15 protein-coding genes are annotated in these 16,679 nt (G+C 71.5%); 6 read left to right on the top strand and 9 right to left on the bottom strand.

What is annotated here, in order from left to right; all coding sequences use genetic code 11:
* Nucleotides 1–17 precede the first annotated feature (17 nt).
* Nucleotides 18–377 (bottom strand): NADH-quinone oxidoreductase subunit A, encoded by a 360-nt coding sequence (locus ACFWZ5_RS11855; RefSeq protein WP_384795423.1) that lies wholly within the window; start codon nucleotides 375–377, stop codon nucleotides 18–20.
* Between the two features lie 797 nt (nucleotides 378–1,174).
* On the opposite strand from ACFWZ5_RS11855, the gene ACFWZ5_RS11850 reads away from it, so the two are divergent.
* Nucleotides 1,175–2,026 (top strand): C40 family peptidase, encoded by an 852-nt coding sequence (locus tag ACFWZ5_RS11850; protein ID WP_384795421.1) that lies wholly within the window; start codon nucleotides 1,175–1,177, stop codon nucleotides 2,024–2,026.
* A 98-nt stretch (nucleotides 2,027–2,124) separates the two neighbouring features.
* Here ACFWZ5_RS11850 and ACFWZ5_RS11845 read toward each other — a convergent pair whose 3' ends face one another.
* Nucleotides 2,125–3,408 carry a geranylgeranyl reductase family protein gene (locus tag ACFWZ5_RS11845; protein WP_384795419.1) on the bottom strand — a complete coding sequence of 428 codons (1,284 nt, stop codon included), beginning with the start codon at nucleotides 3,406–3,408 and terminating at the stop codon, nucleotides 2,125–2,127.
* A gap of 115 nt (nucleotides 3,409–3,523) precedes the next feature.
* Between ACFWZ5_RS11845 and ACFWZ5_RS11840 the strand changes: the two genes are divergently transcribed.
* Together ACFWZ5_RS11840 and ACFWZ5_RS11835 are read left to right on the top strand one after the other, a co-directional pair.
* Nucleotides 3,524–4,027, top strand: coding sequence for a GNAT family N-acetyltransferase (locus ACFWZ5_RS11840; RefSeq protein WP_384795458.1), 504 nt, complete (start codon nucleotides 3,524–3,526; stop codon nucleotides 4,025–4,027).
* Nucleotides 4,028–4,175: 148 nt separating this feature from the next.
* Nucleotides 4,176–4,466, top strand: coding sequence for a PASTA domain-containing protein (locus tag ACFWZ5_RS11835; RefSeq protein WP_384795456.1), 291 nt, complete (start codon nucleotides 4,176–4,178; stop codon nucleotides 4,464–4,466).
* A gap of 29 nt (nucleotides 4,467–4,495) precedes the next feature.
* On the opposite strand, the gene ACFWZ5_RS11830 is transcribed toward ACFWZ5_RS11835, so the two are convergent.
* The 5 genes from ACFWZ5_RS11830 to ACFWZ5_RS11810 all read right to left on the bottom strand — a co-directional run bounded on the left by ACFWZ5_RS11830 (nucleotide 4,496) and on the right by ACFWZ5_RS11810 (nucleotide 10,835).
* On the bottom strand, nucleotides 4,496–7,159 hold the full coding sequence (locus ACFWZ5_RS11830) for a zinc-ribbon domain-containing protein (RefSeq protein WP_384795417.1): 2,664 nt from the start codon (nucleotides 7,157–7,159) through the stop codon (nucleotides 4,496–4,498).
* 151 nt (nucleotides 7,160–7,310) lie between these two features.
* Nucleotides 7,311–8,006 carry a demethylmenaquinone methyltransferase gene (locus ACFWZ5_RS11825; RefSeq protein WP_384795454.1) on the bottom strand — a complete coding sequence of 232 codons (696 nt, stop codon included), beginning with the start codon at nucleotides 8,004–8,006 and terminating at the stop codon, nucleotides 7,311–7,313.
* A 177-nt stretch (nucleotides 8,007–8,183) separates the two neighbouring features.
* Nucleotides 8,184–8,723 (bottom strand): hypothetical protein, encoded by a 540-nt coding sequence (locus tag ACFWZ5_RS11820; protein ID WP_384890677.1) that lies wholly within the window; start codon nucleotides 8,721–8,723, stop codon nucleotides 8,184–8,186.
* A gap of 6 nt (nucleotides 8,724–8,729) precedes the next feature.
* The gene (gene mqnC, locus ACFWZ5_RS11815; protein ID WP_384795415.1) at nucleotides 8,730–9,929 is read right to left on the bottom strand and encodes a cyclic dehypoxanthinyl futalosine synthase; all 1,200 of its coding nucleotides are present in this window, start codon (nucleotides 9,927–9,929) and stop codon (nucleotides 8,730–8,732) included.
* A gap of 183 nt (nucleotides 9,930–10,112) precedes the next feature.
* Nucleotides 10,113–10,835 carry a prepilin peptidase gene (locus ACFWZ5_RS11810; RefSeq protein ID WP_384795413.1) on the bottom strand — a complete coding sequence of 241 codons (723 nt, stop codon included), beginning with the start codon at nucleotides 10,833–10,835 and terminating at the stop codon, nucleotides 10,113–10,115.
* A 362-nt stretch (nucleotides 10,836–11,197) separates the two neighbouring features.
* On the opposite strand from ACFWZ5_RS11810, the gene ACFWZ5_RS11805 reads away from it, so the two are divergent.
* A complete protein-coding gene (locus ACFWZ5_RS11805; protein WP_384795411.1) occupies nucleotides 11,198–12,085 on the top strand; it encodes a S1 family peptidase in 888 nt (295 codons plus the stop codon).
* 247 nt (nucleotides 12,086–12,332) lie between these two features.
* On the opposite strand, the gene ACFWZ5_RS11800 is transcribed toward ACFWZ5_RS11805, so the two are convergent.
* On the bottom strand, nucleotides 12,333–14,021 hold the full coding sequence (locus ACFWZ5_RS11800) for a protein kinase (protein ID WP_384795409.1): 1,689 nt from the start codon (nucleotides 14,019–14,021) through the stop codon (nucleotides 12,333–12,335).
* Between the two features lie 205 nt (nucleotides 14,022–14,226).
* On the opposite strand from ACFWZ5_RS11800, the gene ACFWZ5_RS11795 reads away from it, so the two are divergent.
* Nucleotides 14,227–15,249, top strand: coding sequence for an alpha/beta hydrolase (locus tag ACFWZ5_RS11795; RefSeq protein WP_384890674.1), 1,023 nt, complete (start codon nucleotides 14,227–14,229; stop codon nucleotides 15,247–15,249).
* A gap of 24 nt (nucleotides 15,250–15,273) precedes the next feature.
* Here ACFWZ5_RS11795 and ACFWZ5_RS11790 read toward each other — a convergent pair whose 3' ends face one another.
* Nucleotides 15,274–16,137, bottom strand: coding sequence for a menaquinone biosynthetic enzyme MqnA/MqnD family protein (locus ACFWZ5_RS11790; RefSeq protein WP_384890671.1), 864 nt, complete (start codon nucleotides 16,135–16,137; stop codon nucleotides 15,274–15,276).
* Between the two features lie 325 nt (nucleotides 16,138–16,462).
* Here ACFWZ5_RS11790 and ACFWZ5_RS11785 point away from each other — a divergent pair, with 325 nt between their 5' ends.
* Nucleotides 16,463–16,666, top strand: a complete 204-nt coding sequence (locus tag ACFWZ5_RS11785) for a cold-shock protein (RefSeq protein WP_016645643.1) — start codon at nucleotides 16,463–16,465, stop codon at nucleotides 16,664–16,666.
* The last annotated feature ends 13 nt before the right edge of the window (nucleotides 16,667–16,679 follow it).

Raw genomic sequence — 16,679 nt, 5'->3', positions numbered from 1 at the left:
CTGTCCCCTTCCGGGGGTCAGTCCCATTCCAGGCCGCCGCGCCGCCACACGTACGCGTACGCGACGAAGACGGTGAGCACGAAGAGCAGCATCTCCACGAGCCCGAAAATCCCCAGGGCGTCGAACGTGACGGCCCAGGGGTAGAGGAAGACGATCTCGATGTCGAAGACGATGAAGAGCATCGCCGTCAGGTAGTACTTGATGGGGAAGCGCCCGCCGCCGGCCGGCGTGGGGGTCGGCTCGATGCCGCACTCGTAGGCCTCTTGCTTCGCGCGGTTGTACCGCTTCGGCCCGACGAGCGTGGCCATGACCACGGAGAAGATCGCAAAGCCTGCTCCGAGGGCTCCCAGTACGAGGATGGGCGCATACGCGTTCACCGCTCCTCGCTCCTCTCAGTCGGCACTGACTGCTGGCGGTTGCGTCGGCCTCGCGCCCCACCTCGCACGGCGCCCCGGGCACCTTCCGGAGCCCCCGAAGATCGCTTACATGTGAAGCAGGTCACAAGCCCAACTGCCCCGCATCTTATGCCTGCCGGTCTGTGATCTGCGACACGGGGTACGACAACGGCTTTGTGATCTCCACCACCTGACGAAGGATCATGAAGTCGGATGAGCGGTGATCTTCACACGCGAAGCACCTGAGTGATCACCAGAGGTGACATCTTGACGTGTTACGCCTGGTCGGGGCGGGGTTGCATTATCAAGAGTTGGCCACTACAGGCAAATTGGCGCTGGACGTGATCACTTGATAGAGGGACGCGTTCACACGGGGGCGGCAGAGATGTGGACGAGGGTGGACGTGTGCACGGATTCACGAACCATCGGCGCGTACGCCTGTGCCATCGGCGCGCGGCCGCGAACCGTCGGGAGGTCTCGGGAAGGTCTCGATGGGGTCTCAGGGAGGGGCGCGAGGGGGTCGGGAGTGAGCTGCGCCACACCCGAACGGCCGGGCGAACAACCGGGCTTGGCCAACCGCGTCAACGCGTGCTAGACCACGGGCAATTCGGACGTAATGCCGAAAACCCATGATCACAGGCGTGATCACGCCTGTCCGCATTGCCCGTTACGGCGTCAATAAGGGGCGACACGCCCGGGATTCAAGCCTGCGCGGCGCAACTGTGGCGCAGCACACGTTTCTTGAAGGGAACCGTGTGTCCCTGATAGCGGTTGTTCTCATGTCCCACACCGCTCACATACCCAGCCACCGGAAGCCCCGTCGCAGCGCGTCGAAGATGGCTCTGCGCGCCGGAGTTGCCGGTGGCGTCCTCAGCACCCTGGCAGTGGCCGGCGCCGCTGGTACGGCGAATGCCGCCGAGCCGGTGACCGAGACCATCGAGCTGCCCACCCTCACGGCCGATCTGTCCGCCCAGATCGCCCAGTCCGCGGACGCCACCCAGCAGACCGCGGACAGCTACGAGGCGCGCGCCCAGCAGGAGGCCGCCGCCGTCAAGGCCGCCAAGCAGGCGACCAAGGACCAGAAGGCCGCGGAGAAGAAGGCGGAGGCCGAGAAGAAGGCCAAGGCCGAGGCCGAGGCCAAGCGCAAGGCCGCGCAGGAGCGCGCCGCGCGGTCCACCGAGCGCACGACGCTCAAGACGTCCTCCGCGCCCTCCGGCGGCGGCTCCAGCAACACCGGTGGCGGTTCCTCCGCCTCCGACGTCGCCGCGCCCGCCAGCGGCAGCGTGGGCACCGTCATCAGCTTCCTGAAGGCCCAGCTGGGCGACGCGTATGTGATGGGCGCCTCCGGCCCCAACGCGTGGGACTGCTCCAGCCTGGTCCAGGCCGCCTTCAAGCAGGTCGGCGTCGACCTGCCGCGCGTCTCGCAGGCCCAGTCGACGGCCGGCACGCCGGTCTCGCTCTCCAACATCCAGCCGGGCGACATCCTGTACTGGGGCGGCGCGGGCTCCGCGTACCACGTCGGCGTCTACATCGGCGGCGGCAAGTACCTCGACGCGGCCAACCCCAGCAAGGGCGTCGTGATCCAGGACCTCTCCGGCTACCCCGCCTCCGGAGCCGTGCGCGTCCTCTGACGCGGTCGCGTACTTCGTACGGACGACGAAGGGCCGGAACCCCGAGCGGGTTCCGGCCCTTTCGCGTGCCGACCGGCGCGGCGCGCCGGCGAGAACTGCTAGGCCTTCGGGGCCACCCTGCTCAGGCCGTTGATGATGCGGTCCATCGCGTCGCCGCCCGTCGGGTCCGTCAGGTTGGCGAGCATCTTCAGGGTGAACTTCATCAGGACCGGGTGCGTGAGGCCGCGCTGGGTGGCGATCTGCATGACCTTCGGGTTGCCGATGAGCTTCACGAAGGCCCGGCCGAGCGTGTAGTAGCCGCCGTAGACCTCCTTGAGGGTCTTCGGGTAGTTCTTGAGGGCCAGTTCGCGCTGGGCGGGCGTGGCGCGGGCCACGGCCTGCACGATGACGTCCGCGGCGATCTGGCCGGACTCCATGGCGTACGCGATGCCCTCGCCGTTGAACGGGTTCACCAGGCCGCCCGCGTCGCCCACGAGGAGCAGGCCGCGGGTGTAGTGCGGCTGGCGGTTGAAGGCCATCGGCAGGGCGGCGCCGCGGATCGGCGTCGTCATGTTCTCCGGGGTGTAGCCCCAGTCCTCCGGCATCGAGGCGCACCAGGCCTTGAGGATCTCGCGCCAGTCGAGCTCCTTGAAGGCGGCCGACGTGTTCAGGACGCCGAGGCCGACATTCGACGTGCCGTCGCCCATGCCGAAGATCCAGCCGTAGCCGGGCAGGAGGCGGTCCTGGGCGCCGCGGCGGTCCCACAGCTCCAGCCAGGACTCCAGGTAGTCGTCGTCGTGGCGCGGCGAGGTGAAGTACGTGCGCACGGCGACGCCCATCGGGCGGTCCTCGCGGCGGTGCAGCCCCATCGCGAGCGACAGGCGCGTGGAGTTGCCGTCCGCGGCGACGACCAGGGGCGCGTGGAAGGTGACGGGCGTCTTCTCCTCGCCGAGCTTGGCGTGCACGCCGGTGATCCGGCCCGTGCGCTCGTCGACGATCGGGGCGCCGACGTTGCAGCGCTCGTGCAGGCGCGCGCCCGCCTTCTGCGCCTGGCGGGCCAGCTGCTCGTCGAAGTCGTCGCGCTTCCGGACGAGGCCGTAGTCGGGGTAAGAGGCGAGATCCGGCCAATCCAGCTGAAGCCGTGAGCCGCCGCCGATGATGCGGAGCCCCTTGTTCCGCAGCCAGCCGGCCTCTTCGGAGATGTCGATGCCCATGGCCACCAACTGCTTGGTGGCGCGCGGCGTCAGACCGTCACCGCAGACCTTCTCCCGTGGGAACGCGGTCTTCTCCAGAAGGAGTACGTCGAGTCCGGCCTTCGCCAGGTAGTACGCCGTCGTCGAGCCGGCGGGACCGGCGCCGACGACGATGACGTCCGCGGAGTTTTCGGAGAGCGGCTCGGTCACGGCGGGTTCTCCCCAAGGCTCGAAATCAGTGTGCCGACGGGCACGGGATAGAGGCAGTCTATGAGGCGGTACTGATCAACCAGCCGAAGGGCCACTTGTGAGCGACGTGAGCGACGTGAGCCGCGCGGACATCCAGCTGCGCGTCCCGACCGACGAGGACGCCTTCGTCTGGCACCGGCTCTTCGACGACCCCGAGGTCATGCGGTACACGACCAACGGCGTGCCGTCCGAGCTGTCCATGTACGAGGAGCTCACCGCGCGCCAGCGCAGACACGACGCCGAACTCGGCTTCTGCCTGTGGACCTTGCTCGCCCCGGACGGCGAGCCCGTCGGCCTCACGGGCGCGCAGCCGTGGCCCCGGGACTGGGGCCCCGCGGGCGAGATAGAGATCGGCTGGCGGCTCACGCGCGCGGCGTGGGGCCGGGGCTATGTGACCGCGGCGGCCCGCATGGCGCTCGACCGGGTGCGGGCCGCGGGCGTGCGGTCGGTGGTCGCGGTGATCGACACGCGCAACGAGCGGTCCATCGCGGTGGCCCGGCGCCTCGGCATGGAGCTCGGGGAGACGGTCGCCGCGCCCGGCCAGGACCGCGACGCGCACTGCTTCCGGCTCGCGTTGTAGCCGCTTGTGGCCGCGCGCGCTCCCGGCGGGGTTGTGGACGGGGCGGGCGGAGCTACCCTGCCCCTACCGCTGGGGGGTGACGCCTGTGCCGAAGACACCGGGGTACGCCGGGCCGCCGGAAGTGCGCGTGCCGCGCTTCGTGGGCCAGATGGCGCTTGACGCGCGCGAGACGGCCGCGCTCCACGGCGTACGGCTCGAAGCGGGCGACCGGCCCGGCTTCCACGACGTGGTCCTCGAACACGTCGTGCGCCAGTACCCGCCGCCGGGCACCGAGGTCCCGCGCGGCGCCGTGGTGACGGTGTGGTTCGACCTCGGCCCGCAGGAGGGCGAGGGCGGCGCGGGTGTGCGGGAGCCGCGGCGGCCGGGGCCGCCGGACGGCGGCCTCCAGCGGGAGCTCGACGAGCCGGGGCAGTCGGAGGTCGGCGCGGGCAGTTGGTAGCCCTTCCCGCCTGTCGGCCTGTCGGCCTGTCAGCCGGTGAGCCGCCAGGCGTCCAGGGCCGTCCGGTGCGTCCGCGCGCCCTCCGCGTCCGACCAGAACTCCTCGCGCCAGGAGAGCTGGATGGCGTACTCGGTGCCGTCGTCCGCGATGTAGCTCTGGTTGATGGCGTGGATCGTGCGGTCCGCGCGGTCCGTGTACGTGTACTCCCAGACCGCGCCGTCGTGGCCCTGGAAGGTGTTCGCCTCCAGGCGGACCCGCCGGTAGTCCGACTTATCCGGGTCCTTCTTGGCGTGGACCTCCATGTTGTCGAGGTTCTCGTACGAGGTGTAGTCGGCGTTCCGGATGACGCCGACCTGGAAGTTCTCCGGCCCTTGCGGTCCCGCGTACGTGATCTGTGTCGGGTTGTCGCTGGTCTGCCGCCGCCAGCCGTCGGGCACGGCGAAGGAGAAGCCCTTGTCGTCGGTCACGCGCTGCGAACCGGCGGGCACGGACGCGTCGTCGACGCCGCCCTCGGTGCCGCCGTCCCCGGCTCCCGTGGTGTCGTCCGGCGTGGCCGGGTCCGTCGGGTCCTGCGTGCCCTTGGGGTCCCGACGCGGCTGGTCGGAGCGGCTGACGGACGGGGAACCGTTCTTGCCCGCCTCGTCCGACGTGTCGTCGCCGTTCTCCTGCCAGAGCAGGACGCCCGCCGCGGTGCCGCCGCCGATGACCAGGGCGCCGGCGAGGGTGGCCGCCCAGATCCCGGTCCGGCCGCGCGAGTTCGCGGTGGCGGGCTGCGGGGGGCCTGGCGGGTAGGCGGCGTACGGGGTGGGGGCGGGAGTCGGGGCTGGGGTTGGGGTGGGCGCGAGGGCGGGCGGGGGTGTGGGCGTGGGGGCGGGCGGGGGTGTCGGCGTGGCGGCGGGTGTGGGGGTCGCGGTCTGGGTCGGGGCGGCTGCCGACGCCGTGGGGGATGCCGGGAGTGCGGGGGACGCCGGGGCCGTGGGGGGCGCCGGGGACGCCCCGGGTGTGGGGGACGCCGCGGGTGACCCTGGCGTCGGGGACACCGTCGGTGCCGCGAACGTCGGGGACGTAGCAGCCGCATACGCCGCAGCGGTCGCGCCCGATGCCGTCGGCGGCAGCGGCGGCGCGCCCACGAACGCCCCCTGCCCCGCCATCCGCACCAGGAACGGCGCGACGACCACCGCACCGGCCACCCACAGCAGCCCGAAGAGCAGCACGTCCGGCACGCTCACGCCCGCCTCGATCGAACTGCTCGCCGTGCGCCCGCCGAACCCGGCCTCGCTCGCCGTCGTCTCGAAGGTGAGGCCGCCGAACGCCGCGAGCAGCAGATACACCGCGAAGAAGACGCCCGCGGAGAGGATCTGCTCGCCGCGGCCCGCGCACCGGCGCGCGGCCAGGACGCCGACCACGAGCGCCGCGACCAGGCCGAGCGCCAACGCCCCGACGACCGCGCCCGAGTTCAGCACGTCACCGAGCTTGGACAGGTCGAAGGTCCCGGTCTCGTCCTGGCCGCCGTACGCCGGAGCGTCCCTGCTCGCCTCCGCCTCCAGGGGCGCGCCCCAGCCGAGGCCGAGCGCCGCCACGCCCAGGTTCGGGAGCAGCAGCAGCGCGACGACGTACGGCGAGACGCCGGAGTCGCGCAGGTCGGCGGTCTCGGCGAGGTCGTCGATCTGGGTGAGGCTCAGATACGCGGTCACGGAGCACAGCGCGAGCACGATGACGAGGGCGCGCATCGCGGTGCCGGTGGCGCGTACGAATGCCTGCGCGCCGGGGCGCGTGGCCAGGCGGTGCGCCAGTTCGTCGCGCTGGAGCACGGCGGCCGAGACGGCGAGGGCGAGCACGAACGCGCCGAGCATGGCCAGGAACGGCCCCGACGACAGCTCGACGTCCTCGATCTCCGGCTGCCCGAACAGGGCGAGCACCAGCACGCCCGCGGCGGTCAGGACGCCGACGCGGACGGCCGCTTCGAGCCCTGCGGTCGTCCCGGCGGCGCCGGGCACCGCGGCGGCGCGCGCCCGCTGCCGGTTCCTGAGGACGCGGGCGCCGATGACGAGCGCCCCGATGAACAGCGCCGTCACGGTCAGCGGGATCAGGTGCAGCGACGCGCTGCCCTCGATCGCCGGGTCCGACGACGACGAGCCGAGGCTGTCGCGCTCGTCCTGGCCCGTGAACTCCAGGCTTCCGCCGACCGCTTGCAGCACGACGGCGAACGCGAGCCGCAGCCGGTCGCCGAAGCCGACGACGTCCACGTCGTCCTGGCCGTACGACGGGATCGCGCACGCCACCGCCACGGCGAGCAGCGTCACCAGCGGCCACAGGGCCGCCTGCACGGACCCGGCCCAGTCGCCGCGCACCGTGCGGCCGAGGAAGGCGCCTGCGGGAGAGGGGGCGGTGGGGGCGGGAGGGGGAGTGCGGAGGGGCGGGGGCGGGCTTGCCGGAGCCGCGGGCGGGCCCGTCGGAGCGGGTGGGCTCGCCGGGGTGGGTGGTGCGGGTGGAGCGGGTGGGCTCGCGGGCGGTGCCGGGTTGTCGTCGACGACCGTGGCCTCATGGGGAGTTGAGGCGTCTTCCGCTTCCGCGGGGCCGGCCGCCGGCGCGTCGGCGGTGCCCGGCTCCGGGAGCCGTTCGCGCCCGCACTTCATGCAGAAACGGGCCTCGTCCGGCGATGGGGCCCCGCAGTGCGGGCAGTAGGAAGCCATCGAAACGCTCCGTCTTCGGGGAGAACGTCAGGGGACGGGTCGGTGAGCGCCGACCGTTGCACCCCGGCCACGCACGGTGGCCGGGATGTATCAACTGACACATCTTCCCTGGCGTGCGGTTCCCGTCAACCGGTGCGTCCGAGAAGACCGTTCAGGCCTTCTTGAACCCCCGGTGCAGCGCCACGACGCCGCCCGTCAGGTTCCGGTACGCGACCTGCGACCAGCCCGCGTCCTGCAGCCGGGCCGCGAGCTGCGGCTGGGTCGGCCAGGTGGTGATGGACTCGGCGAGATAGACGTACGCGTCCGGGTTCGTGCAGACCGTGCGGGCCACCGGCGGCAGCGCGCGCATCAGGTACTCCACGTACACCGTGCGGAACGGGCCCCAGGTCGGCTGCGAGAACTCGCAGATCACGACGCGGCCGCCGGGCCGGGTCACGCGCAGCATCTCGCGGAGCGCGGCGTCGGTGTCCTGGACGTTGCGCAGGCCGAAGGAGATCGTGACGGCGTCGAACGTGTCGTCCTTGAACGGCAGCTTCATCGCGTCGCCGGCCGTGAACGGCATCCAGGGGTGCCGCGCCTTGCCGACCCGCAGCATGCCGAGCGAGAAGTCGCACGGCACGACGTACGCTCCCGCTTGGGCGAACGGTTGGGACGAGGTCGCCGTGCCGGCGGCGAGGTCGAGGATCTTCTGCGCGGGGCGGGCGTCCACGGCCCGCGCGACCTCCTTGCGCCACCGGCGGGCCTGGCCGAGCGAGATCACGTCGTTGGTCAGGTCGTACCGTTCCGCGACGTCGTCGAACATCGAGGCGACTTCGTGCGGCTGCTTGTCCAGAGATGCGCGGGTCACCCGGCCTATTGTGTCAGGCCGGTCTTCTACCTCGGCGGTGGGCCTTTCGCCTGCGGCGGGCATTCCCGCGGGGGCGTCTGCCCTCTTCGCTTTCTTGGCGGGTGCGGCTGGGATGTGGTTGCTCGCGCAGTTCCCCGCGCCCCTTCGGGGCGCGACCCCTCCCCCCCTCGTCGTCGGCTATCTGCGGCGGAAGAGGAGGCGGCCTGCGATCACCGTCGTCAGGCAGGTGCCGTCGGGTGTGAGGACGGCGAAGTCGGCGTCCGCTCCCGTCGCCGGGGGTGCCACCGGAGAGACGCGCAGGCCCGAGCGGGCTACGGCCGTGCGGACCGGTGGGCGGGTGAAGGGGCCCGCCAGGGCCGTCGTGCCGGTTGACAGGAGGCGCTGTACGCCGCGTCTGGCGCTGGCGGCCCAGCGGGTGTCCGTCATGGCCAGCCGGTCGAGGTCGGCGCCGGTCAGTGGAGCCGTGCCCAGGTCGTCGGCCTCGCGCGGGTCGGGCCAGTACGTGGACTCCAGGAGGGCCACGGCGTCGGGCTCGTACCGGCCCGGAGTCAGGACGCCGGCCCACTCGCGGACCCGGGCCCTGCCGCCGTACTCCGCGAGCAGCTCCTCGTACGGGCCGACCGCCGCGAAACGCGTGCCGTCCACGACCACGGCGTGGCCGGGGACGGTCCGGCCGTCGGGGGCCGTGACCCCGCTCACCCGGTGCAGCGTCAGCACGGGGGCTCAGTTGGAGGCGAGGAGCTTCAGCTCCGGGTGGGCCGTGCCGCCCTCGATCGCCGTGGACGAGATGTGCGAGGCGACGCGCTCGTCGACCGGGTCGTTCGCCGGGTCGTCGTGCACGACGAGGTGCTCGTACGTCGTGGCGCGCTGGGCCGGGACGCGGTCCGCGGTGCGGATCATGTCGATCATCTCGCGCAGGTTGGAGCGGTGCTTGGCTCCCGCCGACGAGACCACGTTCTCCTCCAGCATCACCGAGCCCAGGTCGTCCGCGCCGTAGTGCAGCGTCATCTGGCCCGCCTCCTTGCCGGTGGTCAGCCAGGAGCCCTGGATGTGGGCGACGTTGTCCAGGAAGATCCGCGCGATCGCGATCATCCGCAGGTACTCGAAGAGGGAGGCCTGCGTGCGGCCCTTGAGGTGGTTGTTCTCGGGCTGGTACGTGTACGGGATGAAGGCCCGGAAGCCGCCCGTCCGGTCCTGTACGTCGCGGATCATCCGCAGGTGCTCGATGCGCTCGGCGTTCGTCTCGCCCGTGCCCATGAGCATCGTGGAGGTGGACTCCACGCCCAGGTTGTGGGCGGTCTCCATGATCTCCAGCCAGCGCTCGCCGGACTCCTTGAGGGGGGCGATCGCCTTGCGGGGGCGCTCGGGGAGCAGCTCAGCGCCCGCGCCCGCGAAGGAGTCGAGGCCCGCGGCGTTGATCCGCTGGATGGCCTCCTCCACGGACACCTTGGAGATGCGGGCCATGTGCTCGACCTCGGACGCGCCGAGGGAGTGGATGACCAGCTGCGGGAAGTCCTTCTTGATGGCCGCGAAGTGCTTCTCGTAGTACTCCACGCCGAAGTCCGGGTGGTGCCCGCCCTGGAACATGATCTGCGTGCCGCCGAGCTCGACCGTCTCCGCGCAGCGGCGCAGGATGTCGTCGAGGTCGCGGGTCCAGCCCTTCTTGGTGTCCTTCGGGGCCGCGTAGAAGGCACAGAACTTGCACGCCGTCACACAGACGTTCGTGTAGTTGATGTTCCGCTCGATGATGTACGTCGCGATGTGCTCGACGCCCGCGTACCGGCGGCGGCGGATGGCGTCGGCGGCCCGGCCGAGCGCGTGCAGCGGCGCGTCGCGGTACAGGTCGAGGGCTTCCTCAGCGGTGATCCGCCCGCCCTCGGCGGCTCGGTCGAGCACGGACTGCAGGTCGGCCTTCTCGGTCACCGGGGTCCCTTTCGTAAGGGGTGTGGACGTACTGACCCACTTTTCGACGTACCGCGCCAGCCTACGTCAGGCCCCTGGGCCCACTGCGGGTGGGCGGCGGCCGGTCGCCGCCGCCGCGCGGCGGGCTGCTGCCACCCGCCCACCCGTATCCGTCGTCCCCGGCGGCTCGCCCTGCGGCGACCCTCAAGCGGTGTACGCCCCGAGGAGCACCCCGGCCAGCGCCCCTCCCAGCAGGAACGGACCGAACGCGATCGCCGTCCTGCGGCCCGCTCTGCGGACCACCACCAGCCAGCCGCCGTACAGCGCGGCGAACACGAAACCGGCGAACGTGCCGAGCAGCACCACCCCCCAGCCGTACCAGCCCATCGCCGCGCCGAGCGCGAGCGCCAGCTTGACGTCGCCGAACGCCATCCCGTTCGGATTGATCAGGAAGAGCACGAAGAACCCGGCGCTCAGCGTGATCGCGCCGAGGATTGCCCCCGGCCACGTGCCGCCGTGCTCCGGCAGCGCCGCGGCCACCCCGAGCAGCGCGAGCGCGACCGCCGCGAGCGGCAGCGTCACCACGTCCGGAAGCCGCATCACGGCGAAGTCGACGACGGCGAGCAGGATGCCGGGCGGCGCGAGGACCAGCCACGCGGCGAGCTCGGGCCGAGCTCCCGTGGCCGCCGCGAGCGCCGCGCAGGCCGCGGCCGTCACGAGGGCGAGGGTGACGGGCCGGGGGCCGTAGCGCTCGCCGTCCGCGCACTCGGTGCGGCCGAGCCAGCCCCTGACCTCGTGGTCGCCGCCCGGGCAGCGGGTGGCCCAGGGCTCCTCGGGCGGTACGGACAGGCGGTACGCGGCGCGGGGCAGGAGCAGGCCCGCGGCGGCGCCCCAGAGGGCGCCCACGATGATCAGGATCAAGAGCATGGCGGGATTCCTGGTTCCTGGTCCTGTGGTTCGGGTGCGTGAAGTTGCTGGATGCGGGGATGCGGGGGTGCGTCGACGGCCTGTGGCTGCTGCTCAGACGATCGTACGGAAGGTGCGACAGATCACGCAGAGCCTGTGGATAACTCCGGCGCACCGCGGCCTCGACCAGTTCGACCGGTGCCGGTTCGATCCGGTTTGTCGGAACGGCCGTTGCTCCAGGGCCGGAAGTGATTCCCGGGAGTGAACCCGCCCCCACCTGCGGCCCTCTGACAGGCCGACGCGCGCAGCGATCACCGGGCGCGCGTCACAACTCACCGCATAAAGCAGAGCAATTCGTACATCGAAAGAGAAAATCGACCCCCATGAGACTTTCCTTTCCCTCCCGCACGTCCCGCCGCGCCTCCCGCCGCGTCGCGCTCGCGTCCGCCACGGCCGTGACCGCGCTCGCCCTGGTGGCCACCGGCGCCCCCGCCGCCAACGCCATCATCGGCGGCACCGAAGTCCCCAACGACGCCCATCCGTTCATGGTGGCCGTCCTGGAGAAGGGCCCCGGCAGCGTCAAGGACCGCCAGTTCTGTGGCGGCAGCCTCGTCACCCCGGACACGGTGATGACGGCGGCGCACTGCCTGGTCGACGACGCGGGCAAGCCGCTGAAGCCGAAGGACGTCCAGACGGCCGTGGGCCGTACCGTCCTTTCCAACACCAAGCAGGGCAAGATACGCAATGTCGCCAAGGGCGGCATCCTGGTCCACCCGCGCTACCTCAAGGGCCAGGAAGCGTACGACGTGGCGTTCATCAACCTCAGCAAGCCGGTGACGGGCATCAGCCCCATCAAGCTCCCCACGCAGGGCACCGACTCCCTGCTCCGCCCCGGCCAGAAGGCCACGGTGACGGGCTGGGGCAACACGGACACGGAGCTGACCCACACCCCCGACCGCCTCCGCAAGGTGCGCGTCCCGATCCTGTCCCACGCCGAGTGCAGGACGACCTACGGCGAGTACGACGCGAAGGTCAACTTCTGCGCGGGCGTCGAGGGCAAGGACTCCTGCCAGGGCGACAGCGGCGGCCCCATCTTCCGCACGGTGCCCGGCCGCGAGGCCCCCATCCAGATCGGCGTGGTCAGCTACGGCGACGGCTGCGGCGACCAGGGCGCGCCCGGCGTCTACACGTCGGTGAGCTCGGCGAAGCTGTGGAACACGCTGGGCGACACGGCACAGGCGAAGCGGGTGAAGCGGGCCCTGCGCCGGTGACGGCGGCGTGGCCCGCGTGACGCCGCGCGGGCCACGCGCTCCCCACCCCGGGCGACGCGCCCCTACGCGTTCGGTATGTCCACTAGGGCCCTTCTGATGGATCTCCGTGGGAGAAGGAGCGGCGTTCGGTGCGTGCTCTCGGCGTGCCGCGCGGAAGTCCTCGTAGCGGAGCTACTTGGGCTTTCACGCGGTGCGGCGAGAGTGCGTGCCGGGCGTCGCGACGCCGCGGAGATCCATCAGAAGGGCCCTAGCCCTCGACACGCCCCATGAGTGCCTCCGGGTTCCCCGCCCCCGGGTCCTGTGACGTGTACTGAAGCTGATCCCGGGTGACCATGAGCAGGCGGACCGTGTGGGAGGCCTGGGAGCACGTGCCGGGGTTGGACTCGGCGCCCACGCCGGTCGCGACGATTCCCTTCTTCGTGACCGACTTGAGCGTGAGGACGTCCACGCACTTGCCCCCGACGAGGTCCGTCTGCGTCACCGTGCCGACATGGTCGCCGGGCTTCTTGGCCTGGCGGACGATGACGTCGAACGTGCCGATGGGGACCCGGCTCGCCTGGTGGGCCTCGCCGCTCCACTTGCCGAGATAGCCGACGGGTACGAGGCCCACGCGCTCCGACCCGTCGCCCGTCGCGCTCGGCGGACGGTTCGCGGAGTCCTTGGAGCCGTCGTCGTCGCCCGGCAGCAGGTTGAAGACGAACACCGACCCCACGGTGACCGCGGCGAGGGCTCCGGCCACCGCGAGCGCGACAGTGCAACTGACCCTGCGGCCACGCCCTTCGGGCCCGGCCGGGGCGGTGTCCGCGGCGACGGAGAGCGAGACCTTGCCGGGCGGCGGTGCGGTGGGCGCGTCCCGCGGCTCGGGCACGCGGGCCGCCGCCCCGGACGCGTACGAGGACTTCTCCGCGTACGAGTACTTCTCCGCGTGCGCGGACTCGGGGGCCTGCGCCGCGTACGAGGTGTCCGGCGGCCCGAACACCCCGGCCGCGGCCCCCGTGAACGGCACCGGGCCCGACGCGGGCACCGGCTCGGGGCCCGCGCCCGTGTCCAGGTCGAGGAGCCGGACCGCGCTGCGGCTCACCCGTTCCACCACGGGGCCCGGGAGCCAGCCCGCGGCCACGAGCGGGGCGGCGCCGTCGGGGGCGAGGCGGTGGGCGAGCTCCTGGGGAGTGGGGCGCGCCTTCGCCTCCTTGGCCAGGCAGGCCGCCGCGATGTCGCGCAACTCGCCGGTCAGGGAGCCGAGTTCGGGGTCCTCGTGGACGACCTTGTAGAGCAGGGCGGCGGACGAGTCGCCGGGGAAGGGGGTGGCGCCGGTGGCCGCGTACACAAGGACCGCACCGAGGGAGAAGACGTCGGCGGCGGCCGTGACGTCCTTGCCGAGGATCTGCTCCGGCGCCATGTAGCCGGGCGAGCCGATGGAGACGCCGGAGGAGGTGAGGGACGCGGTGCCGTCCGTGGCCCGCGCGATGCCGAAGTCGATGAGGCGGGGGCCGTCCATGGTCAGCATGACGTTGGACGGCTTCACGTCGCGGTGGACCAGGCCGAGGCCGCCCACGTGGGCGAGGGCCTCCGCGAGTCCGGCGGCGAGGACCCGGACCGAGTGCTCGGGCAGGGGCCCGGTGTCCCGCACCGCGTCGGCGAGCGAGGGGCCCGCCGCGTAGCCCGTCGCCACCCAGGGCACGGCCGCCTCCGGGTCGGCGTCGAGGACCGGCGCGGTCCAGTCGCCGCCGACCCGCCGGGCCGCGTCGACCTCGCGCCGGAAGCGGGCGCGGAACTCGTCGTCGAGCGCGAAGTGCGGGTGGACGATCTTGACGGCGACGGTGCGGCCGCCCGCGCTGCGGCCGACGTAGACCCGGCCCATGCCGCCGGCGCCGAGGCGGCCGAGCAGCCGGTAGGGCCCGATGGCCGTGGGCTCGTCCGGTGCGAGCGGGTGCATGGCGAAAGCCTCCCCCAGGAGTGCCCGACGCGGACCGGTCCGGCTGCCCTGCGCGGACCGGTGCACGAGTCAGCGTACGGCTCCGGGAACCCGCGGCCCGGTTTCTCCCTCTAGAGAGGAGTAATAGGCCGTATTGCCCGTCTTGTTCGCCTTGTTCGCCTTGTTCGCCTTGTTCGCCTTGTTCGCCTTGTCCATCGAGGTTCCCATGAAACGCCGCTCTGCCACCCTCATCAGCAGCTTCGCGGCCGCGCTCGCCGCGACCCTCGCTCTCGCCGGCTGCTCCTCCGACCACGGCAAGCCCATGAGCTTCGACGATCCGAAGGCGCCGACCCGGCAGGACCGGGGCAAGGAAAGCAAGGAGAGCAAGGACTCCGGGTCACGGATGCCGACCGGGCCGAAGGCCGCCTTCACCACCGAGAGCACCCTCGACGACGGCACCAGGATCGGCGTGACGACGCTGCGCGGCAAGAAGTCGGGGTTCACCGGGAAAGTCTGGGTCTGGGCGCCGAAGCAGTACTTCGACCCGAAGTACGCGCACAGCGGCTTCCCCGTGCTTATCGCCCTGCCCGGCGGACCCGGCTATCCCAATAACTACTGGATGGGCACCGACCTGAAGCTGGAGAGCTCCATCGCCCGGTGGTCGAAGCAGGGAAAGAGCCTGCCGTTCATTGTCGTGATGCCGGTGCTCAACCCGGACGACAAGTTCTATTACGACGGCAGTGACATACCGGGACAGCCGAAAATGGGCACGTGGATGACCGACGACGTGCCGGATTTCGTCAAGGCGAATTTCCGGACGTTCACGTCCCGCGACGGGTGGGCGTTCATGGGGTCGTCGTCGGGCGGATTCGTGGGCCTGAAGTCGGTCCTGAAGCACCCGGAGAAGTTCCGGGCGGTCATCGCGTCCGGGCCTGACACCGTCCCCGACTCACCACTGTGGCGCGGCCACGAGACCGAGCGGCTCGCCAACGACCCGGGACGGCTCGCGCAGCGCCTGATCGACCGGAAGGGCCCGGAGGTCGATATCGCCTTCCAGATCGGAACGAAGGAGTCCGGTCAGCCGAATCTGCGGGCGTTCATGAAGAAGTACGGCAAGGGGCCGGTCAAGACCCGGCTCCACGTCATCCCGGGCGGCGGGCACAACGCGCGCTCGTACGTGCCCGCCATGGCCGAAGGCCCCATCCAGTGGATCAGCAAGCACATGAAGGCGCCGGTGCCGGGCGCCTGAGCGGCGCGGCACCGGCGCCGCGCCTCACGACGGGAGCAGCTCCACCCGTACGTCGGCGGGGAAGCCGGTGGTCGGCCCGACCCGGCGCGCGAACTCCGCGACGCCCTTAAGCTGCGGGCCGCCGAAGCGGAAGTCGAGCGTCGTGAAGTACCGCTCCAGGACGCCGGCGTCGAAGGTCTCCCAGCGCGCCGCCTGCTCGGAGACCTTCGTGACCTCCTCCAGGGACAGGTCGCGCGAGGCCAGGAACGCCTTGTGCACCTCGCGCACGACCTCCGGCTCGCGCGCCAGGTACTCGCGCCGGGCCGCCCACACCGCGAAGACGAACGGCAGGCCCGTCCAGTCCTTCCACATCTGGCCGAGGTCGTGGACCTCCAGGCCGAGCCGGGGCGCGTCGATCAGGTTCGCGCGCAGCGCCGCGTCCCCGATGAGCACGGCGGCGTCCGCCTCCTGCATCATCAGTCCGAGGTCGGGCGGACACGTGTAGTAGTCGGGCCGCACGCCGTGGCGCTCGGCGAGCAGCAGCTGCGCGAGGCGCACGGAGGTGCGCGAGGTCGACCCGAGCGCCACGCGCGCCCCGTCGAGCCGGTCGAGGGGCACCTGCGACACGATGACGCAGGACATGACCGGGCCGTCGCAGCCCACGGCCAGGTCGGGGAAGGCGACGAGCTCGTCGGCGTTCCGCAGGAACTCGACCAGGGTCACGGGCGCGACGTCGAGCTCGCCGCGCACCAGCTGCTCGCTGAGCTTCTCCGGGGTGTCCTTGGTGAGCTCGAAGTCGAGGAGCGTGCCGGTCCGCGCGAGGCCCCAGTACAAGGGCAGGCAGTTCAGGAACTGGATGTGACCGACGCGCGGCCGTGCGGTGCGGTGGGAGCTGGGAGAATTGTCCACATCGGTGAGGCTAGCCCTCGTGGGGTACGGTGCGGGCGCCGGGGCCCGGGGCGGGGCCCTCGGCGGGGGCGCAGCAGGGGTCGCAGCGGGGGTCGCGTCAACCCCCCTTAAGGTCGCGTCAAACCTCTGGGTGACGTGATCTTGATCCCTATTGCTTCCGGGTGCCTGCGTGCTAAGCTCGCCGCAAGTTGCAGTTTGGTTTCCCTTGCAGTACAGAGCCTGCGGAGCATGTGACCCGCGGGCTCTCGTCGTTTTCAGACTTTTGCAGTTGTTTAAACAATCGCAGGTTCTGGAGCAGGGCAACCCTTTGGCCCAAGGAGGGCTTATGGCTACCGGAACCGTGAAGTGGTTCAACGCCGAAAAGGGCTTTGGCTTCATCGCCCAGGAAGGCGGCGGCCCCGACGTCTTCGTTCACTACTCCGCGATCAACGCCTCCGGGTTCCGCTCCCTCGAGGAGAACCAGGCGGTCACCTTCGACGTCACGCAGGGCCCGAAGGGCCCGCAGGCGGAGAACGTCACCCCTGCCTAAGGCGGCTTGATCC

Source organism: Streptomyces sp. NPDC059003, from assembly GCF_042740445.1.
GTDB lineage: Bacteria > Actinomycetota > Actinomycetes > Streptomycetales > Streptomycetaceae > Streptomyces.
Note: the sequence above shows the minus strand (reverse complement) of the source record. Positions and strands in the feature narration are given on the sequence as shown.

Excerpts from the sequence above, each read along its gene's own strand:
- ACFWZ5_RS11835 (WP_384795456.1), top strand. The coding sequence starts at position 4,176 with ATGGCGCTTGACGCGCGCGAGACGGCCGCGCTCCACGGCGTACGGCTC.
- ACFWZ5_RS11805 (WP_384795411.1), top strand. The coding sequence starts at position 11,198 with ATGAGACTTTCCTTTCCCTCCCGCACGTCCCGCCGCGCCTCCCGCCGC.
- ACFWZ5_RS11785 (WP_016645643.1), top strand. The coding sequence starts at position 16,463 with ATGGCTACCGGAACCGTGAAGTGGTTCAACGCCGAAAAGGGCTTTGGC.
- ACFWZ5_RS11850 (WP_384795421.1), top strand. The coding sequence starts at position 1,175 with ATGTCCCACACCGCTCACATACCCAGCCACCGGAAGCCCCGTCGCAGC.
- ACFWZ5_RS11830 (WP_384795417.1), bottom strand. The coding sequence starts at position 7,159 with ATGGCTTCCTACTGCCCGCACTGCGGGGCCCCATCGCCGGACGAGGCC.
- ACFWZ5_RS11810 (WP_384795413.1), bottom strand. The coding sequence starts at position 10,835 with ATGCTCTTGATCCTGATCATCGTGGGCGCCCTCTGGGGCGCCGCCGCG.
- ACFWZ5_RS11795 (WP_384890674.1), top strand. The coding sequence starts at position 14,227 with ATGAAACGCCGCTCTGCCACCCTCATCAGCAGCTTCGCGGCCGCGCTC.
- ACFWZ5_RS11800 (WP_384795409.1), bottom strand. The coding sequence starts at position 14,021 with ATGCACCCGCTCGCACCGGACGAGCCCACGGCCATCGGGCCCTACCGG.